26 protein-coding genes and 1 riboswitch are annotated in these 26,739 nt (G+C 72.4%); of the genes, 16 read left to right on the top strand and 10 right to left on the bottom strand.

What is annotated here, in order from left to right:
- The first annotated feature begins 27 nt into the window (after window positions 1–27).
- The 10 genes from ACRWNP_RS10275 (at window position 28) to ACRWNP_RS10230 (ending at window position 8,906) form a co-directional block, all read left to right on the top strand.
- On the top strand, window positions 28–1,128 hold the full coding sequence (locus ACRWNP_RS10275; RefSeq protein ID WP_431960758.1) for a SchA/CurD-like domain-containing protein: 1,101 nt from the start codon (window positions 28–30) through the stop codon (window positions 1,126–1,128).
- Between the two features lie 80 nt (window positions 1,129–1,208).
- Window positions 1,209–1,646: a cupin domain-containing protein gene (locus ACRWNP_RS10270; protein ID WP_431960757.1), complete on the top strand. Its 438-nt coding sequence runs from the start codon at window positions 1,209–1,211 to the stop codon at window positions 1,644–1,646.
- Window positions 1,643–2,911 (top strand): beta-ketoacyl-[acyl-carrier-protein] synthase family protein, encoded by a 1,269-nt coding sequence (locus tag ACRWNP_RS10265; protein WP_431960756.1) that lies wholly within the window; start codon window positions 1,643–1,645, stop codon window positions 2,909–2,911. Before ACRWNP_RS10270 ends, ACRWNP_RS10265 begins: the two co-directional genes overlap by 4 nt.
- Window positions 2,908–4,128: a ketosynthase chain-length factor gene (locus tag ACRWNP_RS10260; protein ID WP_431960755.1), complete on the top strand. Its 1,221-nt coding sequence runs from the start codon at window positions 2,908–2,910 to the stop codon at window positions 4,126–4,128. Before ACRWNP_RS10265 ends, ACRWNP_RS10260 begins: the two co-directional genes overlap by 4 nt.
- A gap of 28 nt (window positions 4,129–4,156) precedes the next feature.
- The gene (locus ACRWNP_RS10255; protein ID WP_431960754.1) at window positions 4,157–4,414 is read left to right on the top strand and encodes an acyl carrier protein; all 258 of its coding nucleotides are present in this window, start codon (window positions 4,157–4,159) and stop codon (window positions 4,412–4,414) included.
- Window positions 4,415–4,417: 3 nt separating this feature from the next.
- Entirely contained in the window at window positions 4,418–4,879 is a 462-nt protein-coding gene (locus tag ACRWNP_RS10250) for an SRPBCC family protein (protein ID WP_431960753.1), read from the top strand.
- On the top strand, window positions 4,876–5,208 hold the full coding sequence (locus ACRWNP_RS10245) for a TcmI family type II polyketide cyclase (protein ID WP_431960752.1): 333 nt from the start codon (window positions 4,876–4,878) through the stop codon (window positions 5,206–5,208). The genes ACRWNP_RS10250 and ACRWNP_RS10245 overlap by 4 nt, the downstream gene beginning before the upstream one ends.
- Window positions 5,201–6,925 carry a carboxyltransferase subunit alpha gene (gene accA, locus ACRWNP_RS10240; RefSeq protein ID WP_431960751.1) on the top strand — a complete coding sequence of 575 codons (1,725 nt, stop codon included), beginning with the start codon at window positions 5,201–5,203 and terminating at the stop codon, window positions 6,923–6,925. Before ACRWNP_RS10245 ends, accA begins: the two co-directional genes overlap by 8 nt.
- Window positions 6,922–7,554: an acetyl-CoA carboxylase biotin carboxyl carrier protein gene (locus ACRWNP_RS10235; RefSeq protein WP_431960750.1), complete on the top strand. Its 633-nt coding sequence runs from the start codon at window positions 6,922–6,924 to the stop codon at window positions 7,552–7,554. Before accA ends, ACRWNP_RS10235 begins: the two co-directional genes overlap by 4 nt.
- Window positions 7,555–7,559: 5 nt before the next feature.
- Window positions 7,560–8,906: an acetyl-CoA carboxylase biotin carboxylase subunit gene (locus tag ACRWNP_RS10230; protein WP_431960748.1), complete on the top strand. Its 1,347-nt coding sequence runs from the start codon at window positions 7,560–7,562 to the stop codon at window positions 8,904–8,906.
- A 4-nt stretch (window positions 8,907–8,910) separates the two neighbouring features.
- Here ACRWNP_RS10230 and ACRWNP_RS10225 read toward each other — a convergent pair whose 3' ends face one another.
- The 4 genes from ACRWNP_RS10225 to ACRWNP_RS10210 form a co-directional block, all read right to left on the bottom strand.
- Window positions 8,911–9,987: a methyltransferase gene (locus tag ACRWNP_RS10225; protein ID WP_431960747.1), complete on the bottom strand. Its 1,077-nt coding sequence runs from the start codon at window positions 9,985–9,987 to the stop codon at window positions 8,911–8,913.
- Window positions 9,984–11,054, bottom strand: a complete 1,071-nt coding sequence (locus ACRWNP_RS10220; protein ID WP_431960746.1) for a right-handed parallel beta-helix repeat-containing protein — start codon at window positions 11,052–11,054, stop codon at window positions 9,984–9,986. Before ACRWNP_RS10220 ends, ACRWNP_RS10225 begins: the two co-directional genes overlap by 4 nt.
- Window positions 11,055–11,947: 893 nt before the next feature.
- Complete coding sequence (locus tag ACRWNP_RS10215; protein ID WP_431960745.1) at window positions 11,948–12,571, bottom strand: FMN-dependent NADH-azoreductase; 624 nt, start codon at window positions 12,569–12,571, stop codon at window positions 11,948–11,950.
- Between the two features lie 120 nt (window positions 12,572–12,691).
- On the bottom strand, window positions 12,692–13,144 hold the full coding sequence (locus ACRWNP_RS10210; RefSeq protein WP_431960744.1) for a MarR family winged helix-turn-helix transcriptional regulator: 453 nt from the start codon (window positions 13,142–13,144) through the stop codon (window positions 12,692–12,694).
- 68 nt (window positions 13,145–13,212) lie between these two features.
- On the opposite strand from ACRWNP_RS10210, the gene ACRWNP_RS10205 reads away from it, so the two are divergent.
- A complete protein-coding gene (locus ACRWNP_RS10205; protein WP_431960743.1) occupies window positions 13,213–14,304 on the top strand; it encodes an ABC transporter permease in 1,092 nt (363 codons plus the stop codon).
- An 85-nt stretch (window positions 14,305–14,389) separates the two neighbouring features.
- Window positions 14,390–15,175 carry a hypothetical protein gene (locus tag ACRWNP_RS10200; RefSeq protein WP_431960742.1) on the top strand — a complete coding sequence of 262 codons (786 nt, stop codon included), beginning with the start codon at window positions 14,390–14,392 and terminating at the stop codon, window positions 15,173–15,175.
- Window positions 15,176–15,400: 225 nt separating this feature from the next.
- Here the strand turns inward: ACRWNP_RS10200 and ACRWNP_RS10195 are convergent, their stop codons facing one another.
- The 4 genes from ACRWNP_RS10195 to gcvT all read right to left on the bottom strand — a co-directional run bounded on the left by ACRWNP_RS10195 (window position 15,401) and on the right by gcvT (window position 19,851).
- Window positions 15,401–16,783: an L-serine ammonia-lyase gene (locus ACRWNP_RS10195; RefSeq protein ID WP_431960741.1), complete on the bottom strand. Its 1,383-nt coding sequence runs from the start codon at window positions 16,781–16,783 to the stop codon at window positions 15,401–15,403.
- A 153-nt stretch (window positions 16,784–16,936) separates the two neighbouring features.
- Window positions 16,937–18,208 carry a serine hydroxymethyltransferase gene (gene glyA, locus ACRWNP_RS10190; protein WP_431960740.1) on the bottom strand — a complete coding sequence of 424 codons (1,272 nt, stop codon included), beginning with the start codon at window positions 18,206–18,208 and terminating at the stop codon, window positions 16,937–16,939.
- 64 nt (window positions 18,209–18,272) lie between these two features.
- Complete coding sequence (gcvH, locus tag ACRWNP_RS10185) at window positions 18,273–18,653, bottom strand: glycine cleavage system protein GcvH (RefSeq protein ID WP_431960739.1); 381 nt, start codon at window positions 18,651–18,653, stop codon at window positions 18,273–18,275.
- A gap of 85 nt (window positions 18,654–18,738) precedes the next feature.
- Window positions 18,739–19,851: a glycine cleavage system aminomethyltransferase GcvT gene (gene gcvT, locus ACRWNP_RS10180; RefSeq protein WP_431960738.1), complete on the bottom strand. Its 1,113-nt coding sequence runs from the start codon at window positions 19,849–19,851 to the stop codon at window positions 18,739–18,741.
- A gap of 179 nt (window positions 19,852–20,030) precedes the next feature.
- Window positions 20,031–20,132, bottom strand: a riboswitch (glycine riboswitch).
- A gap of 215 nt (window positions 20,133–20,347) precedes the next feature.
- On the opposite strand from gcvT, the gene ACRWNP_RS10175 reads away from it, so the two are divergent.
- The gene (locus ACRWNP_RS10175; protein ID WP_431960737.1) at window positions 20,348–20,983 is read left to right on the top strand and encodes an AAA family ATPase; all 636 of its coding nucleotides are present in this window, start codon (window positions 20,348–20,350) and stop codon (window positions 20,981–20,983) included.
- 34 nt (window positions 20,984–21,017) lie between these two features.
- Here ACRWNP_RS10175 and ACRWNP_RS10170 read toward each other — a convergent pair whose 3' ends face one another.
- Window positions 21,018–21,767 (bottom strand): hypothetical protein, encoded by a 750-nt coding sequence (locus tag ACRWNP_RS10170; protein ID WP_431960736.1) that lies wholly within the window; start codon window positions 21,765–21,767, stop codon window positions 21,018–21,020.
- 182 nt (window positions 21,768–21,949) lie between these two features.
- On the opposite strand from ACRWNP_RS10170, the gene ACRWNP_RS10165 reads away from it, so the two are divergent.
- Window positions 21,950–22,732: an enhanced serine sensitivity protein SseB gene (locus tag ACRWNP_RS10165; RefSeq protein WP_431960735.1), complete on the top strand. Its 783-nt coding sequence runs from the start codon at window positions 21,950–21,952 to the stop codon at window positions 22,730–22,732.
- Between the two features lie 77 nt (window positions 22,733–22,809).
- Entirely contained in the window at window positions 22,810–23,595 is a 786-nt protein-coding gene (locus ACRWNP_RS10160; protein WP_431960734.1) for an enhanced serine sensitivity protein SseB C-terminal domain-containing protein, read from the top strand.
- Between the two features lie 279 nt (window positions 23,596–23,874).
- Here the strand turns inward: ACRWNP_RS10160 and ACRWNP_RS10155 are convergent, their stop codons facing one another.
- Entirely contained in the window at window positions 23,875–25,386 is a 1,512-nt protein-coding gene (locus ACRWNP_RS10155; protein ID WP_431960733.1) for a DUF885 family protein, read from the bottom strand.
- A 323-nt stretch (window positions 25,387–25,709) separates the two neighbouring features.
- On the opposite strand from ACRWNP_RS10155, the gene ACRWNP_RS10150 reads away from it, so the two are divergent.
- Complete coding sequence (locus tag ACRWNP_RS10150) at window positions 25,710–26,702, top strand: ABC transporter permease (protein ID WP_431960732.1); 993 nt, start codon at window positions 25,710–25,712, stop codon at window positions 26,700–26,702.
- The last annotated feature ends 37 nt before the right edge of the window (window positions 26,703–26,739 follow it).

Genomic DNA, 26,739 nt, shown 5'->3' with positions numbered 1-26,739 from the left:
GTTGCTCGCTCTCGGAAGAGGTGGAATATGCCGGCCCAGGCCGAAAAGGTCTCGCAGTCCGCGCTCGATGGCAATCGCCTGCGCGTCGTCCTCATGCTTGAAGTCGAGGACGGCGCCGAGCAGCGGTTTCTTGATGCGTATGACCAGATGTGCCGCCGCGTCGCTGCCGTGCCCGGACACGTCAGCGACCAGCTTTGCCAGTCGATCGAAAATCCCTCGCAGTGGCTGATCACCAGTGAGTGGGACAGTGCGCTGCACTTCCTCGCCTGGGTGGACAGCCCGACCCATCTGGAGATGGTGCAGCCGATGCACGGTTGCGTGAAGGACACCCGCTCGCTCCGCTTCGGGGTGCTGCGGGAGACCCGTACGTCCTACGAGTCCGGTCGCATGCAGACCGTGCCGAGGGTCGGGGACGGGATCATCCGCCACGCCATCACCTTCACCGTGAAGCCCGGCAGCGAACAGAAGGTGGCGGACATCCTGTCCGGCTACACCTCGCCGCAGGCCGTGGTCGACGAGAACACGCGGCTGCGCCGCACCTCGCTGTTCATGCACGGCAACCGTGTCGTGCGCGCCGTGGAGGTGGAGGGCGACCTGGCCAGGGCACTGCGCCATGTTGCCCGCCAGCCCGAGGTGCGGGCGGTCGAGGAAGCCATCAACCCCTACCTGGAGGTGGACCGGGACCTCAACGACCCTGGCTCGGCACGGGAGTTCTTCGCCCGCGCCGCGCTCCCGGCCGTGCACCACGTGGCCAGGGGTACCGACCGGCCGGAGGGCCTGCGCCGGCACGCCCTGATCTATCCGGCCAAGGCGGGCTCCGGCCCGGCCGTCGCCAAGATGCTCGCCCAGCAGGACGAGGAGGCCGTGGACGTCGCCAAGGGGGCGCTCGCGCGCAGCACCGTCTACCTGCGGGAGGACATCGTGGTCCGACTGGTGGACCTGCGGGTCCCGGTCGAGGACGCTCCGCTCGTCGCCGTGGGCGCCGCCGGCAAGCACAAGGCGGGCGTCCTCGCCAGGCTGCTCGACCTCGGGCCCGACTGGGACCTCGCGGACGAGCAGGGCCTCAAACGGTTCCTCGTCGAGTGCGACATGCGCATGGTCACCGACCGCAGCGCGGCCACGTCCTGACCCGTCCGAGCCATCGGCAGCCGGCAGATGACGGCCGGTCCGGGGTGCTCCCGGACCGGCCCCGCCGGAGGAGGCAAAGCATGGATGATCTTCTGACCAACGAGCGGAACGTCCCGTTCACGCCGACCATCGTGAACCTCGGGGACACCCCGCCCAACCGACGCCGCGGCGGCGATCTGCGGGCGATGCTCACCCCGACCGCGTGCGGTGCCACCAGCGGCTTCATGGGCGTCGCGCTCGTGGACCCCGGTGACCGGATCGGCGAGCACTACCACCCGTACTCCGAGGAGTTCGTGTACGTGGTGTGCGGTGCGCTGGAGGTGGACCTCGACGGGGAGCCGTACGTGCTTCGCCCGGAGCAGGGCCTGATGATCCCGCCGTACGTCCGCCACCGTTTCCGCAACGTGGGCGACACCGAGGCCCGGCTCGTCTTCCACCTCGGCCCGCTCGCGCCCCGTCCGGAGCTGGGGCACGTCGACACCGAGGTCACCGAGCAGACCGAGGACGCGGCGTCATGACCCGCCGGGTGGCGGTCACCGGGGCCGGTGTCGTCGCCCCCGGCGGTGTCGGGGTCCCCGCTTTCTGGGAACTGCTCACCGCCGGCCGGACGGCGACCCGCGGGATCACGCTCTTCGACCCGACGGGCTTCCGGTCCCGCATCGCCGCCGAGGTCGACTTCGACGCGGCGGCCTGCGGGCTGAGCCCGCAGGACGTGGAACGCGCCGACCGGTACGTCCAGTTCGCGCTCGTCGCGGCCGCCGAGGCGGTCCGCGACGCCGGGCTGGAACTGGACGAGGAGGACCCCTGGCGGGTCGGGGTCTCCCTCGGCACCGCCGTCGGAGGCACCACCCGGCTGGAACACGACTACATACGAGTCAGCGAACGCGGCGCCCGATGGGACGTCGACCACCGGCAGGCGGGCCCGCACCTGCACCGGGCGTTCGCGCCCAGCGCGCTGGCCTCGGAAATAGCCGAACGGCACGGCGCCCGCGGCCCCGTGCAGACCGTCTCCACGGGCTGCACCTCCGGCCTCGACGCCGTGGGCTACGCGTTCCAGACCATCGAGGAGGGACGCGCCGACATCATCATCGCCGGCGCGTCCGACTCCCCGATCTCACCCATCACGGTGGCCTGCTTCGACGCCATCAAGGCCACCTCCCCCAACAACGACGACCCGGCCCACGCCTCCCGGCCGTTCGACGCCCGTCGCGACGGCTTCGTCATGGGCGAGGGCGGCGCCGTGCTCATCCTGGAGGAACTGGAGCACGCCAAGGCCCGCGGAGCCCGGATCTACTGCGAGATCGGTGGCTACGCCACGTACGGCAACGCCTACCACATGACCGGGCTCACCACCGACGGCCTGGAGATGTCCGAGGCCATCGACCAGGCACTGGACCACGCCAGGATCGACCCGGCCGAGGTCGACTACGTCAACGCGCACGGCTCGGGCACCAAGCAGAACGACCGCCACGAGACCGCGGCGGTCAAGCGCTCGCTGGGCGCGCATGCCTACTCCACGCCCATGAGCTCCATCAAGTCCATGGTCGGTCACTCCCTGGGTGCGATCGGCGCGATCGAACTCGCCGCCTGCACCTTGGCCCTCGCCCACGGCGTGGTGCCGCCGACCGCCAACTACGAGACCCCGGACCCGGAGTGCGACCTGGACTACGTCCCGCGCACCGCCCGTGAGCTGAAGCTGCGCACCGTGCTGTCCGTCGGCAGCGGTTTCGGCGGCTTCCAGTCCGCGGTGGTCCTCAACCGACCGGAGGGGAGCCAGCGATGAACACGCAAGCGGTGGTCACCGGCATCGGCGTCGTCGCGCCGAACGGCATCGGAGCCGACGCCTTCTGGAAGGCGACCAGGGAAGGTGTCGCCGTCCTCGACGCGGTCAGCCGCGAGGGTTGCCGGGACCTGCCGCTTCGGGTGGCGGGAGAGGTCCGCGGCTTTGAGGTGTCGGCGGTCGTCGAGGACCGCTACACCGTGCAGACCGACCGGTTCACCCACTTCGCGATGGCGGCCGCCGACCAGGCCCTGGCCGACTCGGGCCTGCGCTTCGACGAGGAGGCCCCCTTCGACATCGGAGTGGTGACCGCGGCCTGTTCCGGCGGCGGCGAGTTCGGCCAGCGCGAACTGCAGCACCTGTGGGGCAAGGGCCCGAGGTTCGTCGGCCCGTACCAGTCCATCGCATGGTTCTACGCGGCGAGCACCGGCCAGATCTCGATCCGCGGGGGCTTCAAGGGCCCCTGCGGCGTGGTCGCCAGCGACGAGGCCGGTGGTCTGGACGCCATCGCCCACGCCTGCCGCAACATCACCCGTGGCACCGGCACCCGGGCCGTGGTCGTCGGCGCCGCCGAGGCGCCGCTCGCCCCGTACTCGGGTGTCTGCCAGCTCGGATACGAAGAACTCAGCCTTGAGGAGGACCCCGAACGGGCCTATCTGCCCTTCACCCGGCACGCCCGCGGTTTCGCCCCCGCCGAGGGCGGCGCGATGCTCGTGGTCGAGGACCCCGAGCACGCGGCCGGCCGCGGGGCCGCCGTGCAGGCGATCATCGCGGGCCACGGCGCCACCTTCACCGGCGCCTCGCGCTGGGCGGAGTCCCGCGAGGGACTGGCCCGCGCGATCCGTGACGCCCTCGCGCAGGCCGGGTGCGCGCCCGGGGACATCGACGTCGTCTTCGCCGACGCCCTCGGCACTCCGGCGGCCGACCGCGCCGAGGCGGAGGCACTGGCCGACGTGTTCGGCAGGCGCGCCCGGAAGATCCCCGTGACCGCCCCCAAGACCGGCACCGGCCGTGCCTACTGCGGTGCCCCGGTGCTCGACGTGGCCGCCGCCGTGTTCGCCCTGCGGCACGGAGTCGTGCCCCCCACCCCCAACATCACCGACACCTGCCACGACCTCGACCTGGTCACCGGCCGGCCCCGGCCGGCGGAACTGCGGACCGCGCTGGTGCTCAGCCGCGGCCTCATGGGTTCCAACTCGGCCCTGGTCGTGCGGGCGTGACGCAGGCGCAGTGAAGGAGAGCTCTCCCATGAGCAAGGAACTGACCTACGGCGAACTCGCCGCCCTGATGAAGTCCAGTGCCGGCATCACCGTCGACGCCACCCTCCTCAACGGCCACCCCGAGACGCCCTTCGCCGAGTACGGCCTGGACTCGCTCGGCCTGCTCGGCATCGTCGGCGCCCTGGAGAACGACCGCGGCATCCCGATCGCCGGTGACGCCGACTCGTGCAAGACCCCCGGCGCCTTCATGGACGTCGTGAACACCTCACTCAAGGCAGGAGTCTGACCCATGCCCGGCCACACCGAGAACGAGATCACCATCCCCGCCCCCATGGACGTCGTCTGGGACGTCACCAACGACGTGGAGGGCTGGCCGGACCTGTTCAGCGAGTACGCCTCCGTGGAGATCGTGGAGCGCGAGGGCGACCGGGTCGTCTTCCGGCTCACCATGCACCCCGACGAGCACGGCCAGGTCTGGAGCTGGGTCTCCGAGCGCGTCGCCGACCGCGCCACCCGCACGGTGCGCGCGCACCGGGTCGAGACCGGCCCGTTCCAGTACATGGACATCCACTGGGAGTACGAGGAGGTCCCCGGCGGCACCCGGATGCGCTGGACGCAGGACTTCGCGATGAAGCCCGGCGCCCCTCTCGACGACGAGGCGATGACCGCCCGGATCAACGACAACTCCAAGATCCAGCTGGAGCTGATCCGCGAGCGCATCGTGCAGCGCCACGGGGGCGGCGCGGCATGAAGACCTACCGCAGCCTGATCGTGGCCAGGATGAAGCCCGGCGTCGAGGAGCAGGTGGCGCAGGTCTTCGCCGAGTCGGACAAGGGCGAGCTGCCCGGCCTGATCGGGGTCACCGGGCGCAGCCTGTTCCAGTTCGGCGACGTCTACCTGCACCTGGTGGAGGCCGACCGGCCGCCCGGCCCGGAGGTCGGCAGGTACAAGGACCACCCGGCGTTCCGGGACATCAGCGACCGGCTGTCGTCCTTCATCTCCGCGTACGACCCCGAGACCTGGCGCGAGCCCAAGGACGCCATGGCCCGGGAGTTCTACCGCTGGGAGCGCAGTGGCTGACAAGGCCACCGCCGAGCCGGACTGGGTGCGCTGCGAGCGCTGCGCCGCGCTCGTCTACGGCAAGCGCTACGCCCGTACGCTGCGCGTCTGCCCCGAGTGCGGCGCGCACGGCCGGCTCACCGCCCGGCAGCGGCTCGACCAGCTGCTGGACCCCGGCTCCTGCAAGCCGCTCGCCGCCGAGCGCGGCGAGCGGCCGGCGGCGCACGATCCGCTGGGTTTCACCGACACCCGCCCGTACCCCGAGCGGCTGCGTGAGGCCCGCGCGGAGACCGGCCTGGACGAGGCCGTCGTCTGCGTGCGCGGCACCGTCGAGGGCCGTCCGGTCGTGGTCGCCGCGATGGACTTCCGCTTCCTCGGCGGCAGCCTCGGCCTGGGCGTCGGCTCGCACATCACCCGGGCCGCCCGGACCAGCCTGCGACGGCGCGTCCCCCTGCTGCTGGTGACCGCCTCCGGTGGCGCCCGTATGCAGGAGGGCGCCCTGTCGCTGATGCAGATGGCCAGGACCGCCCAGGCGCTCGCCGAACTCGACGAGGCGGGCGTCCTGGTGGTGTCCCTGGTCACCGACCCCACCTACGGCGGTGTTGCCGCGTCCTACGCGAGCCTCGCCGACGTCATCCTCGCCGAGCCCGGCGCCCGGATGGGCTTCGCCGGGCCGCGCGTCATCGAGCAGACCACCGGCCGGCGACTCCCCGAGGGCTTCCAGACCGCGGAGTTCCTCCTCGCGCGCGGCCTCATCGACGATGTCGTCCCCCGCGCCGCGCTCCGCCCGACGCTGGGCCGGCTGCTGCGGCTGCGCCCCGGGGAGGGATCCCCGGGGGCGCACCGGACCGCCGCGCGGCCCCGGCCGGCGACCGTGCCGCGCGGACCCGCGGTGCGGGTCGTGCGCGCGGCGGACGAACTGCCCGAGCGCGACGCCTGGGAGGCGGTGCGGCTGGCACGGCACCCGCACAGGCCCACGGCCGCCGACTACGCGGCCCATCTGCTCCAGGACTTCCACGAGTTGCACGGCGACCGGCTGGCCGCCGACTGCCCGGCCGTCATCGGCGGTCCGGGCCTGCTCCACGGCAGCCCCGTCATGCTGATCGGCCACCACAAGGGCGGCCCCGGGCTGGAGGAGCGCAGGCGGCGGCACTTCGGCATGGCCACCCCGGCCGGCTACCGGAAGGCGGCCCGCCTGATGCGCACCGCCGCCAAGCTGGGCATGCCCGTGGTGACCCTCATCGACACCCCGGGCGCCAACCCGGGTCCGGAGGCGGAGAGCGGCGGCCAGGCCCTCGCCATCGCCGAGAACCTGCGGCTGATGGCCCGGCTGCCGGTGCCGGTCGTGGCCGTGATCACCGGTGAGGGCGGCAGCGGCGGGGCACTGGCCTTCGCCGTCGCCGACCGGGTCCTGGTCAGCGCCAACGGCATCTACTCCGTGATCAGCCCCGAGGGCTGTGCCGCGATCCTGTGGAAGGACCCCGGCGCCGCCCCCACCGCGGCGGCCGCCCTGCGGCTGCACGCCCGCGATCTGCTCCGGCTGGGCGTCGTCGACGGCGTGGTCCCCGAGCCGCCCGACGGCGCCCACGGGGACCACGCCCAGGCTGCCGCCCTCGTCGGCGGCGCGCTCTCGGCCGCTCTGGACGAACTGCGCCCCTGGCCCCCCGACCGGCTGCTGGCCGAGCGCCGCGACCGGTTCCACCGTTTCGGCCGACTGGAGGAGGAGGCAGCACCGTGACACTCCACGGCGACGACAGGACGGCCCGCCCCCCGGGCGCGGGCAAGGCCCTCAACGGAATGTCCCCCGGCGCTGCGCCGGGCGCGCTCCCGGTGCTGGAGGCGGTCTGCCGCAGCGCCACGGAGCTGGCCCGCTCCATGCCCACCATGCCGCGGCGGATCAGGCTGCGGCACGGACAGACGGCGGTCGAGATCGAGTGGCCCGAACCGACGGCACCGCCCCCGGCGCAGACCCCCGCGCCCGCGTTTGTGGCGGCGGCACCGGCACCGACGACCGCTCCCGCGGCGGCTGCCGCACCGGCTGCGGCACCCGCCGCCGCTTCGGCCGAGGGCGCACCGGAGGCGCAAGGGGCGCACGAAGCGCAGGATTGCACGTCGCTTCACTACGTCTGCGCCCCCACCGTGGGCACCTTCTACCACGCACCGGAACCCGGCGAGCGCCCGTGCGTCAGCGTCGGCGAGCTCGTCCGTCCCGGGCAGGCCGTGGGCGTCCTGGAGGTCATGAAGATGATGAGCGTCGTCGAGGCGGACGCGGCCGGCCGGGTCGTGGAGGTCGTCGTCCCGGACGGGCAGCCCGTGGAGTTCCAGCAGCCGCTGATCGCACTGGAGCCGGTACCGGTGGGGGAGTGAGGCTCGTGTTCTCCACCGTCCTGGTCGCCAATCGTGGCGAGATCGCGCTGCGGGTCGCGCGCGCCTGCCGTGAGCTGGGCATCCGGACCGTCGCGGTGTACTCCACCGCCGACCGCGACTCGGCCGTCGTCCGCTTCGCCGACGAGGCGGTGCACATCGGACCGCCGCCGGCGCGGGCGAGCTACCTCAACATCCCCGCCGTCGTCGAGGCCGCCCGCCGCACCGGCGCGCAGGCCGTCCACCCGGGTTACGGCTTCCTGTCCGAGGACCCCGACTTCGCCGAGGTCTGCGAGGACAACGGCCTCACCTTCATCGGGCCCTCCCCGGAGGTGCTCTCCCGGCTCGGCGACAAGGCGGCCTGCCGCGCGCTGATGGCCGAGGCCGGACTGCCCGTGCTGCCCGGCAGCGCGGGGCCGCTGGCCGGGGCCGCCGAAGCGAAGGAGGCGGCGCAGCGGACCGGTTACCCGGTCATCCTCAAGGCCGTCGCGGGCGGCGGGGGACGCGGCATGGCCGTGGTCGGTGACCCGGACCTGCTGCTCGACACCTACCGGCGCACCGCGGCGCACGCCCGGGCCGTCTTCGGCGACGACCGGCTCTACCTGGAGCGGTACGTCGAGCGGGCCCGCCACGTGGAGGTGCAGGTGCTCTGCGACCGGCACGGCGCGGTCGTCCACCTCGGCGAGCGCGACTGCTCGGTGCAGCGGCACCACCAGAAGCTGGTCGAGGAGACCCCCGCCCCGGACCTGCCTGCGCTGCTCAGGTCGGCGATGTGCGACGCGGCCGTCCGCGGCGCCCGGGCGGTCGGCTACACGGGCGTGGGCACCTTCGAGTTCGTGCTCACCCCGGAGCACGACTTCCACCTGATGGAGGTCAACTGCCGGCTCCAGGTGGAGCACCCGGTCACCGAGATGGTCACCGGGATCGATCTGGTCCGCGAGCAGATCCTGGCCGCCGCGGGGCATCCGCTGACCCTGCGCCAGGAGGACGTCGTGCACCGCGGGGTCGCCGTCGAGTGCCGGGTCAACGCCGAGGACCCCGCCCGGGACTTCGCGCCGACCCCGGGCCTGCTCACGGAGTTCGAGGTGCCCGGAGGTCCCTTCGTACGGGTGGACACCCATGCCTTCCCCGGCTGGCGGATCGGCCCCGACTACGACTCCCTGCTCGCCAAGGCCGTCGTCTGGGCCCCCGACCGGGAGCGGGCGCTGGCCCGGATGGACCGCGTACTGGAGGAACTGCGGGTGCGCGGCGAGGGCGTGTGCACCACGGCGGGCTTCCTGCGCAAGGTGCTGGCCCGCCCGGAGTTCCGGGCGGGCCGGCACACCACCGGTCTGGTGGGGGAGCTGACCGGCTAGCGGGTCAGCGCGCCGCGACCGTGCTGTGCAGGGCGTGCAGGTAGGCGTTGACCGGGGTCACCTCGCCCACCTGCAGCCCGGCATCGGTCATGTGCTTCACCATGCTGTCCCGCGTGTGCTTCTGGCCGCCGACGTTCAGCAGCAGGAGCAGGTCCATGGCGGTGGTGAAGCGCATGGACGGGGTGTCGTCGACGAGGTTCTCGATGACGATCACCTTCGCGCCGGCGCCGCCCGCCGCGACGACGTTGCGCAGCGTGCGGCGGGTGCTGTCGTCGTCCCACTCCAGGATGTTCTTGATGATGTACATGTCGGCGGTCACCGGGATGTCCACCCGGCAGTCCCCGGGCACCAGCCGGGCCCGCGCGGCGAGCGGGCCGCCCTCGCGCAGCCGGGGGTCGGCGCCGGCCACGACCTTCGGCAGGTCCAGCAGCGTGCCCTGCAGCTCGGGGTGCTTCTCCAGCAGCGCGGCCAGCACATGCCCCTGGCCGCCGCCGATGTCGGCGACCGAGCGGACGCCGGACAGGTCGAGCAGGGCCGCGATGTCCTCCGCGGACTGCCGGCTGGAGGCGGTCATGGCGCGGTCGAAGACCCGGGCGCTCTCGTGGGCGTCGTCGTGGAGGTACTCGAAGAACTCCTTGCCGAAGACCTCCGGGAAGATGTTGCGGCCGCCGCGCACCGCCTCGTCCAGCCGCGGCCAGACCTCCCACGTCCACGGCTCGGTGCACCACAGCGCGATGTAGTGCAGGGTGTTGGGGCTGTCCTTGCGGAGCATCCGGGACATCTCGGTGTGGACGAAGCGGCCGTCCGCCTGCTCCTCGAAGATCCCGTACGAGGCCAGGGCGAGCAGCAGCCGGCGAAGCTGGCGGGGCGCCGTGCCGACCATCGCCGCGAGCTCGTCGACGGGTGACGGGTCCTTGCCGAGCGCGTCCGGCACACCCAGCTTGACCGCGGCCCGTACGGCGGCGGCGCAGGCGGCGCCGAAGACGAGCTCGCGCAGGCGCATCGCGGGCGGTGTCGCGGCCTCGGCGGGCGCCGCGCTTTTCGCGGTGCCGTCCGCGCTGGTGGTTTCTGTCAAGGTCATTCCTCGCACAACCCCTTCGGTTCGGAGACGCGGCACGTGTTGTCACGGAAGACATTCGCGGTGCCCTGGTCACGGTCGGCCAGATCGGCCGGGCTGTTGCCCAGGGTCGTGTTGCCCCGGACGGTGTTGCCGGTGTCGGGGGCGCCCACCACGCTGCGGAAGAGCACGATCCCGCCGGACATCGGTGAGGTGCCGTGGTTGTCCACGACCCGGTTGCGGACCACGAGCGTCCGCTCTGCCCCCGTCAGCACGATTCCGGAACCCTGGATGAAGGGGAGCCGGGTGTTGCGCGGGCAGTACTTGTTGTTCGCCGCCACGAGGTTGTCGGAGACGGTCAGGCCCCCGGCCCGGGGGACGCCCTCGTCCCCGACGACGAACACGCCGCCGCAGTTGGCGGTGATGTGGTTGTCGACGACCCCCAGGTTGCGCACCCGGCGGAGCACGACCCCGATCCGGTTGCCCGTCAGCTCGTTGCCGCTGACACGGGTGCGCCGGGTGTCCAGCGCGCCGCCCTCCGCGTCCGCGGTGTTGGCCAGGAAGATCCCCGACTCGCCGTTCTGCCGGGAGACGTTGTCGCGCAGGAGCGTCCGCACCGAGTGCTGGACGCCGATGCCCTGACGACCGTTGTGCTCGGCGGTCACGTCACTGACCTCCAGGCCGTCGGTCCAGGAGGCGTCGACGCCGTTCTTGCCGAAGCCGGAGACCGAGAGCGACAGCAGCCGGACACCGCTCAGCCCGCTCTGCTCCGTTCCGGTGACACACAACCCGTGGCCCGCCAGTGCGCAGGCGTTCCCGTCGGGTCGCGCGCCCGGGGTGAGGACGGTGTCCGTGCCGTGACCGATCAGCGTCAGCCGCGGCTTGGTCACATTGACGCTGCCCGGGTAGGTCCCGGGGAGGATCTTGATGACGTCGCCCGGCCGGGCCCGGTCCACCGCGGCCTGGACGGACTCCCCGGGCCGGACGACCAGCGCGTCCTGCGACGTGGCCCCGGCCCGGGGAACGGCGTACAGCCCCAGCACACAGACGACCGCGGCCACGGTGGCCGCGTGGGGCCGACGAAGTGTCATGACTGCCGTACCTGCCTTCCGGGTGACGTCCCGGGTCACCCGAAATCTGACAGTATGAGTGGTTTTGTAGTATCGCCACTCTGCCGGGGCATCAGAGGCGGCAGCGGGAGAGGGACGTACGGGCACCACGACCCGGTGACCGGGCACCCCCGGCGCTACCGTTCCGTCGGCCGCCGCGTACCAGCGCCGACGCGCGCCAGGACCTGGCCGGCCGTCAGGACCGTTCCAGCCGACGCCCTTCGCTCCCGCCGGCGTCGCCGGCATCCGGGCCGCCACGGCATCCGGCCGGTGCGGCAACGTGACCAGCCCCGCGGGGACCTGCGGCCTCTGCGCGCCGCGCTGGACGGCGATCTGACGGGCACTTTGTATCCGCCACGCTGGGCGCCCCGGGAGGTCACGGGTCCCGGGACCCACGGCGACCGCCACGGCGCGACCGGCGGGTGCCGCGCCCAACGCCCCGTCCACCCGGGCGAGTACCGCGTCCCGCGCGACGGCGAGATTTACGGTCACGCTGCTGGGGACGCCGTCCGCGCGCGGTTCACCCGCACCTGGCCCCGGCCGACCGCACCCAGCCCGGTCGGTTGGGGAGTGGCCCCGGACCGGCGGCGGCCGTCTCGGCCGGCACCGGACCCGTGCGCTCCCAGCGGGTCGCGGTCAGTGCCGTCCACGGCGCCGGGGCCGGTCCGCGCGCCGGGACCGCGGCCGGCGCCCGGCAGGGCTCGGCGAGCACGCCCCGCACCCGGACCGCTGTCCGGCCGTGCCGCCGGGGCCGGTTGGCGCGGCGAGCCCTGACCGCGACCGCAGCCGGGGCGGGCCGCCTCCCGGCTGCGCGGTTCCCCCGGGCGGACTTCGGGGTGCCATCGAGGTCGACCGGTGCCATGCCGACCGGGACGTCAGGCGGCCTGCGGGGCCGTGTCGAGGGAGGCGGTGATGGCGGCGCCCGCCCCGCGCACCGAGGAGTCGAGCTGTTCGGCGGTGTACCCGTTGACGGCGATGATCTCCACGTCGGTGATGCCCATCCAGCCGAGGACGCCGCGGACGTAGGGGGCGTGGAAGTCCATCGGCGCGAAGTCCGGGTTGTCGAAGTCGCTGCCGGACGCTCGCAGGACGACCGCCTTCTTGCCCTTCAGCAGCCCCTCCGGGCCGTTCTCGCCGAAGGCGAAGGTGCGGCCGGCCATCATCACCTGATCGATCCACGCCTTGAAGGCGGCGGGGACGCCGAAGTTGTACATCGGCACGCCCAGCACCAGGACGTCGGCCTCCTCCATCTCGCGGATCAGCCGTTCGGAGGCGGCCATCGCGGCCTCGGTGCCGGTGTCGGCGGCCTCGGCCGGGCCGAACACCCCGGTGATCCACTCGGGCGAGACGAACGCCGGCGTGTCGACGGTGAGATCGCGGTAGGTGACGGTGCCGTGCGGGTCGCGGGCCTTCCAGGCGGCGACGTACGCGGCGGACAGGCGGCGGCTCGCGGAGCCTTCGGCGCGGGCGCTGGAGTCGATGTGCAGCAGGTGAGCCATGGGATTCCCCAAAAATACTGGATCGTGCAATCCATAACCCGGGTGGGTGGAGCGCGATCGGGTGGTTGGTGGTCCTGCCACGATAGGGGAAACTTTGTTGAAATCTAAACTGATGAGAGTTCAATCACCTTCAGGCAGTGCGTGCGGGTTCAGTGTCGCCAGCATGCGCCGCAGGTCGGCCCGGACGCGCCCCCGCTCCTGCGGGTCGAAGGGCGAGAGGGCCTCCTCCTCGGCGGGCGTGACGGCCCGCTCGGCGCGGCCCGCCAGCTCCTCGCCCTCCGGGGTGACGCTGACCTCGATGATCCGGCCGTGCGTCGCATGCGCCCTGCGTTCGACCAGTCCGCGCTCGGCCAGTCCCTGGACCGCGGTGCCCATCGACTGCGCGGTGACCCCGCACCGGCGTGCCAGCTCCGCGCCCGACATGGCTCCGTTCACGGTGAGCCGCATCAGGGCGCTGAACTGCGTCTGGGTCAGTCGCAGCGGCCGCAGTGCCTGCTCGATGCGCGTCCCGTACGCCTGCGAGAGCTGCCAGATCAGATAGCCGATGTGCTCGCTGGGGTCGCGCAGGGGCATTCCGGGCACCTTCTGGTTGTCTGTTAACTTATATAAGTCAGCTTATATTATAGGAGGGACCCTCCCTTGTGGACACCGTGATCATCACCGATGCGAACCCCCCGGCGGACCCGCCCCCCTCGCACCACCGGCACCGGCATCGGCACGTCCCGGGACCGCAGACCGACGCACCGCCCACCCGGCCGGGACTGACCGGCCCGAAGGCCGTGATCACCCCGGTGATCTCGGTGCTCGTCGTCGGGCTCGCCTTCGTGAGCGTCTTCCTCGCCGCCTTCCACACGCCCACGGCGCACCGGCTGCCGGTGGCGGTCGTCGCCTCGGACCACTCGGCGGCCCTGTTCGACGTCCGCCTCCAGCGCATCGCGCCCGAGGCCTTCCAGGTCGACCGGTACCCGGACGCGGCCTCGGCCCGGCACGCCGTGGAGCACCGCAAGGCCTACGCCGCCTACCTCTCCGACGACGGCAAGGCCGAGGTCGTCTACGCCGGTGCGAACGGCCCCGCGGTGTCCGCCCTGATCGCGCCCCTTGCCTCGGTCCCGCACGGGGAGGCCCACAAGATCCCCGTGGTCGACATCCTGCCGCTGTCGTCCGGCGACAGCAGAGGGCTGTCGGTCTTCTACGCCTCCTTCGGACTGATCCTGGCCGGCTTCCTCTTCGGTCAGCTGACCTACCAGGTCGCGCCACGGCTCTCCTTCAACCAGCGCGTCCTGAGCATCGTCCTCTTCGCCGTCCTCGGCGGACTGGCCACCACGCTGATCGCCTGCACGGCCTTCGGCGCGATACCCGGTCCCTTCTTCGGGATCTTCGGCGTCGTCACCCTCATGGCCGGCGCGGTCGCCGCCGCCACCGTCGCGCTCATCCGCGTCTTCGGCCCGGCCGGCGTGCCCCTGGGCTCCATCTTCATGCTCATCATCGGCAACGCCACCAGTGGCGGCGTCCTCCCGCCGTCCTTCCTGCCGAGCTGGCTGCAGCCGCTGGCCTCCGTCATGCCGGCCGGGGTGGGCGTGCGCGCCATGGACGGACTCTCCTACTTCCACCACGACGGACTGACCCGCGGGATCGTCATCCTCTGCTGCTGGATCGCGGCGTGCGTGGGCACCATGTTCCTGCTGGACCGCATCGCGGCGACCTCGGGGATCGTGCACGCGGCCACCCGCTGAGCGGGAACGGCTGCTCCCCGGGTCGTACCCGGCCCGCCTCCCCCCGGACGACGACCGGGCCCGCCACCCCCGGCAGGCTGGGGCCATGGCGACGACCACTTTTCCCACCGCCCCGGCACGGACGCACGAGCTCCCCCGCATGGCCGACCGTCTGTGCCACGCGACCGGGGCCCTGCTGATCCTGTCGGGCCTGTTCCACCTCGCCGTCCTCGTGGTGGACGGCGGCCCCTGGGACGGCCCGGTTTCCTGGCGCAAGCCGGCGACCTTCGGGCTCTCGTTCGGCCTGACCCTCCTCGCGGTCACCTGGGTCACCTCCTACCTGGCGGTCGGCGCGCGCCTGCGCAGCGTCCTGCTCGCCGTGTTCGCGGCCGACTGCGTGGCCGAGGCCGGTGGCATCACCGTGCAGGCGTGGCGGCGCGTGCCGTCGCACCTCGACATGGAGACCGGTTTCGACACCGCTGTCTCCATGACGCTCGCGGCCGGCGGCGCCGTCCTCGTCGCCGTCCTGTCGGCCTTCGCGCTCGCGTCCTTCCGGCATCGCCCCACCGGCCCCACCGGCATGCCCCTCGCCCTGCGCTCCGGCTTCGCGATCCTGCTCGTCGGCCTGTTCTCCGGTGCGGCCATGATCGCCCGCGGCGTCCACCTCACCCGCACCGGCCACCAGGCCGCCGCCTACGCCTCGACGGCCCCCCTCAAGCCCCTCCACGGCATCAGCCTCCACGCCGTGCTCGTCCTGCCGGCCCTGGCCTGGCTGCTGTCCCGCACCCACGTGAGCGAGCCCGCGAGGACGCGCGTCCTCCGCGCCGCCGTCGCCTGCTACGCCCTCGCGGTCGCAGCGACAGCGGCATGGGCGGTGGCCACGTACCGCTGAAGCGGGTTCCCTATCCGGACGGCGGCCGGCTCGTCCCCTGACGTCAGACCCACCGCCGTGAACTCCCGGCCCGGGAGACCGGCGCGGACCCCGCGCAGGAGGGCTCGCTTGGCCCTGGAAATCCCCCGGGACAGGCCGTCTGTCTTCAGGGACTTTCCGTCGCGTAAGCAGGGCAGGCCCCGACAGCGCTGAAAGACAGGAACACGCTGGTCAGGGCCGGTTTCCCTAGCACTCGATGACGTTGACCGCGAGGCCGCCGCGGGCGGTCTCCTTGTACTTCACCTTCATGTCGGCGCCGGTCTCCTTCATGGTCTTGATGACCTTGTCGAGGGAGACGTGGTGCCGCCCGTCCCCGCGCATCGCCATGCGCGCGGCGGTGACGGCCTTGACCGCGGCCATGCCGTTGCGCTCGATGCAGGGGATCTGGACGAGCCCGCCGACGGGGTCGCAGGTGAGGCCGAGGTTGTGCTCCATGCCGATCTCGGCGGCGTTCTCGACCTTCTCCGGGCCGCCGCCGAGGACCTCGGCGAGGCCGCCCGCTGCCATGGAGCAGGCGGAACCGACCTCGCCCTGGCAGCCCACCTCGGCGCCGGAGATGGAGGCGTTCTCCTTGAAGAGCATGCCGATCGCGCCCGCCGCGAGCAGGAAGCGGACGACGCCGTCCTCCTGCTCGGTCTGCGTCGACTGCGCGGCCACGAAGTTCACGTAGTAGTGGAGGACGGCCGGGATGATGCCGGCGGCGCCGTTGGTGGGGGCGGTGACGACGCGGCCGCCGGCGGCGTTCTCCTCGTTGACGGCCATGGCGTAGAGGGTGACCCACTCCATGGCGTGCGCGGCCGTGTTGCCCTCGGCGCGCAGCTGGCGGGCGGTGGCCGAGGCGCGGCGGCGGACCTTGAGGCCGCCGGGGAGGATGCCCTCGCGGGACAGCCCGGCCCTCACGCAGTCCTGCATGACCTGCCAGATCTCCAGCAGACCCGCGCGGATCTCGGCCTCGGTGCGCCAGGCCTTCTCGTTCTCCAGCATCAGGCCGGAGATGGACAGCCCGGTCTCCCGGGTGAGCCGGAGCAGTTCGTCGCCGGTGCGGAAGGGATACTTCAGCACCGTGTCGTCGAGCTTGATGCGGTCCTCGCCGACCGCGTCCTCGTCGACGACGAAACCGCCGCCCACCGAGTAGTAGGTCTTCTCCAGCACGGGGACGCCGGCCTCGTCGTACGCGAAGAGCGTCATGCCGTTGGCGTGGTACGGGAGCGAGCGGCGACGGTGCAGGATCAGGTCGTCGTCCGCGGAGAACGGGATCTCGTGGGCGCCGAGCAGGCTGATGCGGCCGCTGCCGCGGATCTCCTCGACCCGCTCGTCGGCGGTGTCGACGTCGACGGTGCGGGGGGAGTGCCCCTCCAGGCCCAGCAGCACCGCCTTGGGGGTGCCGTGGCCGTGACCGGTCGCGCCGAGCGAGCCGAACAGTTCGGCGCGCACGGAGGCGACGCCCGCCAGCAGGCCGTCGTTCTTCAGCCGCTGGGCGAACATCCGCGCGGCGCGCATCGGGCCCACGGTGTGGGAGCTGGACGGGCCTATGCCGATCGAGAAGAGGTCGAAGACGGAGATGGCCACGGTGCGATGACTCCTCGGGTTCGCGGACCCCGTTGTCCGCGGGCGGCCGGCGGGGTCGCCGCCGGGTGGTACGTGGGCGGCGTGGGTGCGCCGCGCTTGCTCCAGTGTGCGGGACCGTCCTCACGGGCGGTCCCGCACACCGGGTGACGCCGGTTACCTCAGGCCGGGGTACAGCGGGTGTTTGCCGGCCAGGGCGGTGACCCGGGCGCCGAGCGCCTTGGCGGTCTCCGGGTCGAAGCCCGGCTTGAGGGCCTCGGCGATGACGTCGGCGACCTCGCGGAAGTCCTCCGCGCCGAAGCCCCGGGTGGCCAGCGCCGGGGTGCCGATGCGCAGGCCGGAGGTGACCATCGGCGGGCGCGGGTCGTTCGGGACGGCGTTGCGGTTGACCGTGATGCCGATCGCGTGCAGCCGGTCCTCGGCCTGCTGGCCGTCGAGCTCGCTGTCGCGCAGGTCGACCAGGACCAGGTGGACGTCGGTGCCGCCGGACAGCACCGAGACACCGGCCGCGGTGACGTCGCCCTGCGTCAGCCGCTCGGCGAGGATCTTCGCGCCTTCCAGGGTGCGGACCTGGCGGTCCTTGAACTCCTCGCTCGCCGCGATCTTGAAGGCGACCGCCTTCGCCGCGATGACGTGCTCCAGCGGGCCGCCCTGCTGGCCCGGGAAGACCGCCGAGTTGATCTTCTTGGCGAGCTCGGCCTTGCACAGGATGACGCCGCCGCGCGGGCCGCCGAGCGTCTTGTGCGTGGTGGTGGTGACGACGTCCGCGTGCGGCACGGGGGAGGGGTGTAGCCCCGCCGCCACCAGGCCGGCGAAATGCGCCATGTCGACCATCAGGTACGCGCCGACCTCGTCGGCGATCCGGCGGAAGGCCGCGAAGTCCAGCTGCCGCGGGTACGCCGACCAGCCGGCGATGATCAGCTTCGGGCGGGACTCCTTGGCCAGGCGCTCGACCTCGGCCATGTCGACCTGCCCGGTCTCCGCGTCCACGTGGTAGGCGACCACGTTGTAGAGCTTGCCGGAAAAGTTGATCTTCATGCCGTGGGTCAGGTGCCCGCCGTGAGCGAGGTTCAGGCCCAGGATCGTGTCGCCGGGGTTCAGCAGCGCGAACATCGCGGCCGCGTTGGCCTGCGCGCCCGAGTGCGGCTGGACGTTGGCGTGCTCGGCGCCGAAGAGCGCCTTGATCCGGTCGATCGCGAGCTGCTCGACGACGTCGACGTGCTCGCAACCGCCGTAGTAGCGGCGCCCGGGGTACCCCTCGGCGTACTTGTTGGTCAGCACCGAGCCCTGGGCCTGGAGCACCGCGACCGGAGCGAAGTTCTCCGAGGCGATCATCTCAAGGGTGGACTGCTGGCGGTGGAGTTCGGCGTCGACGGCGGCGGCGACGTCGGGGTCGAGCTCGTGCAGTGAGCTGTTGAGAAGCGACATCTGGGGGGTCATCCGTCCGGAGGTCGGAGTGGACAGGGCGGAGCGGTCGGGAGGTCCCGAGCGGTCAGTTGCCGGTGAAGGCGGTGTACTCGTCCGCGGAGAGCAGGTCGCCCGGCTCGTCGGACACCTTCACCTTGAACAGCCAGCCGCCCTCGAAGGCCGCCGAGTTCACCAGCGAGGGGTCGTTGACGACATCCTCGTTGACCTCGGTGACCTCGCCGGAGACCGGGGCGTAAAGGTCGCTGACCGACTTGGTGGACTCCAGCTCACCACAGGTCTCACCCGCGGCGACCGTGTCGCCCACCGCCGGGAGCTGGACGTAGACGACGTCGCCGAGGGCGTTCGCCGCGTGCTCGGTGATGCCCACCGAGGACACACCGTCCGCGTCGGCGGCCGAGACCCACTCGTGCTCCTTGCTGTACCGCAGCTGCTGGGGGTTGCTCATGACGTGAATTCTCCTGGATGACGGTATGTGCTGGTGAACGGCTGTCTTGACAGGTGGGACGACTGTGCCCGATGTGATCGGGAACTCAGCGCTGCCGCTTGTAGAACGGCAGGGCCACCACCTCGTACGGCTCATGCGTACCGCGGATGTCCACGCCCACACCGGAGGTGCCCGGCGCGGCGTGCCCGGCGTCCACGTACGCCATGGCGATGGGCTTGCCCAGGGTCGGGGACGGTGCGCCGGAGGTGACCTCGCCGACCACCTCGCCGCCCACCACCACCGGGTAGCCCGCTCGGGGGACCCGGCGGCCCTCGGCGACCAGGCCGACCAGCTTGCGCGGCGGCGCGGCCTCGGCCTTGGCGGCGGCCGCGGCCAGCGCCTCACGGCCCACGAAGTCACCCGGCTTGTCGAACTTGACGACCCGGCCGAGCCCGGCGTCGAAGGGCGTGAGCGCGGTGGTCAGCTCGTGCCCGTACAGCGGCATGCCCGCCTCCAGGCGCAGCGTGTCGCGGCAGGACAGGCCGCACGGCACCAGGCCGGCCTCCGCGCCCGCCTCGGTCAGGGCCTGCCACAGCTTCTCCGCGTCGGCCGGGGCGACGAAGAGCTCGAAGCCGTCCTCGCCGGTGTAGCCCGTGCGGGCGATCAGCGCGGGGACGCCGGCCACCGTGCCGGGCAGGCCCGCGTAGTACTTGAGCCCGTCCAGGTCCGCGTCGGTGACCGACTTCAGGATGGCGGACGACTGCGGGCCCTGGACGGCGAGCAGCGCGTAGGCGTCCCGGTCGTCGCGGACGGCGGCGTCGAAGCCGGCGGCGCGCTCGGTCAGCGCGTCGAGGACGACCTGGGCGTTGGAGGCGTTGGCGACGACCATGTACTCCTCGTCACCGAGGCGGTAGACGATCAGGTCGTCGAGGATGCCGCCGTCGGGCGCGCAGATCATCGTGTAGCGGGCGCGGCCCACCGCCAGCGCCGAGATGTGGCCGACCAGCGCGTGGTCCAGCGCCTGGCCCGCGGCCGGACCGGTGACCGTGATCTCGCCCATGTGGGACAGGTCGAAGAGGCCGGCCCGGGTCCGCACGGCGGTGTGCTCGTCGCGCTCGCTGGCGTACCGCAGCGGCATGTCCCAGCCCGCGAAGTCGGTCATGGTGGCGCCGAGGGCGCGGTGCAGCGCGTCCAGTGCGGTACGGCGGGGTTCACTCATCGGTCGGGCTCCCAAGGCGAGGAAGGGACAGGTAGGGCGATGACGGGGCAGGTCCTCCCCATCTGTCATCGGAACCTGAGAGGTTCACCTGGACCCCCCGGGTGGAGGAGTCCTGGCTTGCACCTTGGGTGGGGCGGCACCCCCGTGACCGGGAGGGCGCGCCCGCTTTTCAGATGTGCCTCGAACGCGCGGTATCTGTGCCTGAGAGATTCAAGGGAGGACTTGCTCCTTCGGCGTCCCGCCCGCCGCAGCGGTGCGGAAAACTCTCCCGCGCGGCCTCGAACGGCCGGTATGAGATTGAGGCGGCCATCATTGCACGGGCGTACGCCGTTGTCGCGATCGCGTCCCGGATGTCCCGGTCCGGTCCCGATCCGGTAGTAACGACGCCGTTCCTCTGGGTAGGCAAAGACACAGGATTTACCATTTCTTGAATGTCTGACCCGGAGGGCGAACTGTGCGTTGGCAGAGTGCGTATGCGACGGCCGGGGTCCCGGCCGTGTCCCGGCCGGTAACGGCGCGGGCCGGGGAGGCGCGCCGCGGGGGCCGCGCCGTGCGGCCGCGCCGGCTGCTCGACCTGCGGCGGGGGCGCCGGCCGGTGCGCGTCCTGCGCTACCCGGCGGGTGACGTCCTGGTCGTCTCCGGCCTCCCGGGCGGCGGCAAGAGCACCCTCATGCGCCGCGCGGCGGGCGGCGCCCGCCTCATCGACTCGCAGGACGTACGCGAACGCTGGCAGGCCCGGCTGCCGCGGCTGCTGCCGTACCCCCTCTACCGGCCCCTGGTGCGGCTCGCGCACTACGCCGGACTGTGGCGGGCGCTGCGCTCGGGCGACAGCGTCGTATTGCACGACTGCGGCACCTTGCGCTGGGTGCGCGCCTGGGTCGCCCGCGCGGCGCGACGCCGGGGGCGGGGCATGCACCTGGTGCTGCTGGACGTCCCCGTGCGGACCGCGTTGGACGGCCAGCGCGAACGCGGCCGCCGGGTGTCGGGGTACGCCATGGCCCGGCACCGCAACGCCTCCCGCCGCCTGCTGGCGGAGGCGGAGGCGGGCCGGCTGCCCGGAGCGTGCGTCTCGGTGGTGCTGCTGGACCGCGAAGCGGCCCGGGAGCTCGAGTCCATCGACTTCGACGGCTGAGCGGCCGGGCCGCGACGCGTGAGGGGTGGAACCGCTACTGACCCTGAGGGTCCGGCTGGGCCTGCGGCGCGAACTGCGCGTCGGGCGACAGCTGCTGCCCCTGGTCGTTCAGGGGCAGTGGCGGCAGCGAAATCGGCAGCGGCAGTGCGCCGGTGAGCAGCTTCGGCACCGCCATCAGCAGGGCCTGCAGGTCGGCGACGACGGTGGCGACACCGGCCGACACGCCCGCGAGGTCCTTGGCCACCACCTTGGCCAGCAGGTCCGTGACGTCCTGACCCAGCCTGGTGAGCGCGGTCCTGACGTCGTCGACGGCGTCCGCGGCGCCCTGGTCACCCGGCCCGCCGACCTGATCGATGGCGCCTGGATCACCCACATCACCCAACTGGCCGGGATCGCCTGGGTCCAGGCCCGCCTCTGGCGCGCCCGGGTCCATGGCCGCCGGGTCGGTGATGCCGGGAGACACCGCACCAGCCTGGTCGAGGACCGAGGCCAGCTGTCGGCTCGCCTCCTCCAGACCCCTGCGGAGTTCCTCCAGCTTCGCCGAGTCCGGGCTTTCGACCTGGGCTTCCTGAGTGAGCTTGGCCCCGATGGACAGCGTGTCACCCAGACTGGCGATGAGTTGGGCGTCGCCGGTCTCCGCCGCGCGGGCGGCGAGGTGCTCGACCTCGACGGCCGTGCTCCGGGTGGGGGCGTGGGCACTCGCGACACCGCCGGTGAGGCCCATCGTCAGCGAGGCGCAGACAGCCGCCGCTATGAGGGTGGAGTTGATCCTGGTGATGCGCATGTCGAGACATCTCCCGGTTGAGGGTTTTCTCCTTGCTCGTCCTACCTTCGGAGCCGTTGTCACGCTTCGCAACCGGACGATCGCTTCGCGTGACGGCCGTGTGATCAGGGGTCGCTTCCGCCCGCCGCCGGATAGGGTTTCCACGGAGCGCATCACCACAGGAAATTGCGAGGCGAGACGCAGTGAACATCCCGGGGCAGCGGATACCGGACGGCTTCGCCCCGCCGGTCCACGGTGCCGGCGGCTGGCCCGCCAACGAACTCGAGGAAGTGCTCTCCGCGGCACTCGGCGACCCGGGTGCCACGGCCCGCGTCCTGGAGGTGCTCGGGCGCTCGCAGTTGTGGATCCCGCTGCCGAACGGCGGCGGCCCCGACAGCACCGACCTCGACCTGCCGACCCTCGAACTCGAGGGCGGCGTCTACGTCCCGGTCTTCAGCTCCGAACAGCAGTTCCTCGCCGCCGGCTCCGGCATGAGCTTCGCCGTCGCCCCCGCACGCGAGTTCGCCCGCGGGCTGCCTCCGCAGCTCGGGATAGCCGTCAACCCCGGTGGCGCGGTGGGTATCCCGCTGCCGCCCGCCGCCGTGATGGAGCTGTGCCGCACCGACCGCGAGCCCGGCACCCCGACCGGGGCCCGGGTCCGGCTGTGGGAACCCTCGCCGGACGAGGAGCCGGTCGACTTTCTGGCCGCCGCCGCGGGCGAGTTCGCCGTGATCCCCGTCGTGCTCTCCGCCCGCCGCGCGCTGGCCAGCGTCGAGGGCGACCCCGCCACGCTCTTCGTCGGCGTCGAACTCGACCGCTGGCAGGAGGAGGACCGGGCCGCCGCCATGGCCGCCCTCGGGCGCGCGCTCGGCGCCGTACCGCTGCCCTGGCAGGTCAATCTGGTCCTGCTGGACGTCGCGCAGGACCCCATCGGCGACTGGATGCTGGAGCGCGTGCGACCCTTCTATGTCGGCACGGGCGCATAACCTGGGTCCGGCACGACACCCGAGTCATTCGGCGAAGCAGACGACGCGGACAAGGCAGACGCGGAAGGGCGGGACACGTGAGCGCCGGCGTGGGAGGGGGCGGGGGGCTGGAGCATGCGCTCCGGCAGGTGACGCCCGGTAGGTACGACGCCTACGAGGAAGTGCTGCGGGCCCTCGCCGACAGCCAGGTGTGGATGCTGCTCTGGCAGGGGACCCCCGGCGGGGCGGACGCGCAGTACGGCAACATGGAGGTCGCCGGCCACGGCTACGCGCCCTGCGTGACCTCACCGCAGGAGTTCGCCGCAAGCGGCTGGAACCGGGCCCACGAGGTGGTGTCCGGCCGCGAGATCGCGGCCTCGCTGTTCCCCGACCGCTGGGGCCTGTGGCTCAACCCGCACGCCCCCGGCGGCGGTGTCGGCATCCCGTGGCTCGACCTGCGGCGTGTCTGCCTCGGCCTCGACCGCTCCCCGGCCGGACCGCTGCGGATCGGCGAGCCCGCGCTCCAGATCCCCCAGTACTACGCCCTGTTGTGCCAGCAGGCCCATCGCAACCCGGCAGTCCGCTCGCTGCGGCGCGCCTGGGTCCAGCCCGTGCTGGGCGAGCCGTACCTCGCGATCGGTGTCGACCTCTACGACGCCGGGCCCCAGGCCGCGGAATCGGTGCGCCTGATGATGCAGTCCGCCCTCGGGGCGGTGCCGCAGGGGCTGCCGGTCGCCACGGTCGCCCTCACGGACGAGTACGACCCGGTCGGCATGTGGATGCGGGCCTCCGCGCAACCCTTCTACTCCCGCGACGCCCACGGTGCGCCGGGCGTGGCAGGGGCACCCGGGGCGACGTACGGCTGGGCCCCACAGCCCTACTGACGCCTGCGGCGGGTTCCCCGCGGTGCGGCGGTGCCGGTTCGTGGGCGGCTCGCGCGTTGTTGTCCTGCGGTGGGCTCTTTTCCCGCCCGCCCACCCGTGCGGCATCGTCGGCGGGTGCGGGTGGCCCCTGTGGGCGATGCCGCCCCCCGTGCACGCAACGCAGGCGGTGGCGGGCGGGTGGGAGACGGCCCGCCGCAGGCGCAACGTACCCGCACCCGCCCACGCACCCGCAGGGCACCCCTCCCGCACCCGCAGGCGCCCCGCGAGGGCCCCACCCGGTCAGAGGGCCGCGTCGATGAGACCCAGGGGCGGGCTGCCCAGCTCCAGCAGCGCCCCGTGGAACCGCTGCAGCGAGAACCCCGGCCCCCAGTCGCGCCGGGCGCGCTCACGAAGCCGCATGATCTCCAGTTTGCCCCAGGTGTACCGCCCGTACGCCGCGTCGAAGGTGCCACGCCGCGCCTCGGAGGCCGCGCCGGCCCGGGCGAGGTGGGCGTCCCGCATGAACCGCTGCGTGGCCTCCTCCAGCGTCATCGCCCCCGTGTGCAGCCCGATGGCGCACGCGAGCCGGGTGACGCGCACGAGCGCCTCCAGGGCCACACCGATCGCGAAGCGGGGGTCGCGGGCCCGGAAGCCCTCCTCGAGGCAGACCTCCTCGACGTAGTGCGCCCAGCCCTCACAGAAGGACAGCGAGTGCAGGACGCGCCGCACCTGCGTGGCTGCGTGCCGCAATGCCCGGCCGTGGGCGAAATGGCCGGGCGCCACCTCGTGGACGGTGATCGCCGGCAGGCTCGTGCGGCTGAAGACCGAGAGCCACTCCTCGCGTTCCTCCTCCGGCCAGTCCGGCTCCGGCGGGGTGACGTGGTACCAGGACGCGGAGTCGGCCTCCTCCGGCGCGGCCCAGGTCATCATCGCCATCGACCAGCGGCGCGACGGCGGTGCCGGCCCGACGAGGCAGTCGCCGTCGAGCCAGGGCACGAGCCCCCGCTGCCGGGTGAAGTCGATGACCTCGTCCGTGAGCCGGGCGGCCTCGGGGATGACCCCGTCCGCGTCCGGGTGGTCGGCGAGCAGCCGCGGGATGAGCTCGTCCACGCCGGCCTTCGGGTCCAGCCGCCGGCAGGAGTCCGTGAGGATCGCGGTGAGCCGGTCCCGCTCGCGCTCGGCCTCGTCGGCGAGGGCCGACAGGTCGACGTGCAAGCCTTCTTGACTGCCCATCAGCAGGGCCAGCGCCGCCCCGCCGAGCCGTGGGTCGGGGTCGCCGGTCTCGGCTGCGCGGGCGATGTGGTCGACCAGCCTGGCGTGCGCGGCGAGCGCGGGGCCGGCCTGCGGCTCACGGTCCGGATCGAGGTCGGCGGCCAGGCCGCGGACCGCCCCGAGGAGTGCCCCGGCGACCGGCGCGCTCACCCGGTCGAGCGAGGCGATGGCCGCGTCGACGGCGTCCGGCCACTGCTGGAGGTGGCGCCTGCGGGCCTCGGCGAGCTCCTCGCGGGGCGCGTACTCGCGGTCGTACGCGGTGAGTTCGAGATTGGACAAATGCGGATATGGGTCACGTCGGTGCAGTTCCAGCTCGCCGTACTGGACCTTGAGGGTGTCCTCGAAGACCGACAGGTGCCGCTCGTCGTGGGAGTCGGGAAGGGCCGGTTCGCGGAGCCGGGCGTGGGCGAGCGAGGACAGTCCGCGGCGGACGCCGTCGGGCGACAGATCCTGCACCTGGCCGTCGTACTCGTGAAGTCCCGCCATCTCCCTGACCACGGGGACCATCAGGTCGCACACCGAGCGAAGCCGATCATTCATGGGATCGAAGGTAGCGACTCCCGTTGCATCGCGGCGATCTGTCAACGCGCGTAACACTGCGGTAATAACAGGCGAAGGCTCACCACATCACGGTTGCGCATCGCTTCCCTGTGGGGTCTGGCGCGTGATCCATGCCCCATGAAGACTCGCGCACCAAGGCGCCTCACACGTCGCCTTAACGATTCATCACAAGCCAAACACACAGACCAGCGCCACCGCACCACCATCAAGAGCTGCGCCCGACATGGTCGGTCCGCTCCGTCGACCCGGGCGGACGGCCAGGCGAAGCCGGCCACCGCCGGCAGGGGGATGCACGAGGAGACATGACAGCACCGCTGCACGACACCGCTGAGACGGCCGTCGCCGACGTCGCCGCCGACATACCCGCGAAGGCGATCGAGGGCCGCTCGCCCGGGCGTATCGCATGGATGCGCCTCAAGCGCGACAAGGTGGCGCTGGCAGGCGGCGTGATCGTCGTCTTCCTCATCCTGGTCGCGATCTTCGCCCCCCTCATCGTCAGCGCCCTCGGTCACCCGCCGAACGACTTCCACGAGAACAAGATCGACCCGCTCTTCGGGACCCCCACCGGCAAGTGGGGCGGCATCAGCGGGGATTACCTCCTCGGCGTGGAGCCGGTCAACGGCCGCGACGTCTTCAGCCGCATCGTCTACGGGACGCGGATCTCCCTGCTGGTGGCCTTCCTCTCGGCGATCGTCGCGGTGGTCCTCGGCACCTTCTTCGGCATCATGGCCGGCTACTTCGGCGGCTGGGTCGACGCCGCCATCGGCCGCGTGATGGACGTCCTGCTGGCCTTCCCCCAGCTGCTGTTCATCATGTCCCTGGTCTCGGTCATGCCGAACTCGCTGCTGGGCTTCAGCGGCACCGGCGTGCGCATGGGCGTGCTGGTGGTAGTCATCGGGTTCTTCGGCTGGCCCTACGTCGGGCGCATCGTCCGCGGCCAGACCCTGAGCCTGCGGGAACGCGAGTACGTCGACGCGGCCCGCAGCCTGGGTGCGGGCCGTGGCTACATCCTCTTCCGGGAACTGCTCCCGAACCTCGTCGCGCCGATCACCGTCTACGCGACGCTGATGATCCCGACGAACATCCTCACCGAGGCCGCCCTGAGCTTCCTCGGGGTCGGCGTGAAGCCGCCCACCTCGTCGTGGGGACAGATGCTCTTCAAGGCGCTGTCCTTCTACGAGACGGACCCGATCTTCATGCTGATCCCGGGCCTCGCGATCTTCATCACCGTGCTCGCCTTCAACCTCTTCGGTGACGGCGTACGGGATGCGCTGGACCCGAAGGGCTCCCGCTAGCCCTCGCACACCGCCCCTGCCATTCCCGTCAGGTGGC

It is taken from the genome of Actinacidiphila sp. bgisy160, assembly GCF_965342435.1.
GTDB lineage: Bacteria > Actinomycetota > Actinomycetes > Streptomycetales > Streptomycetaceae > Actinacidiphila.
The sequence above is the reverse complement of the archived record's forward strand: the minus strand, read 5'-3'. Positions and strand labels throughout refer to the sequence as shown.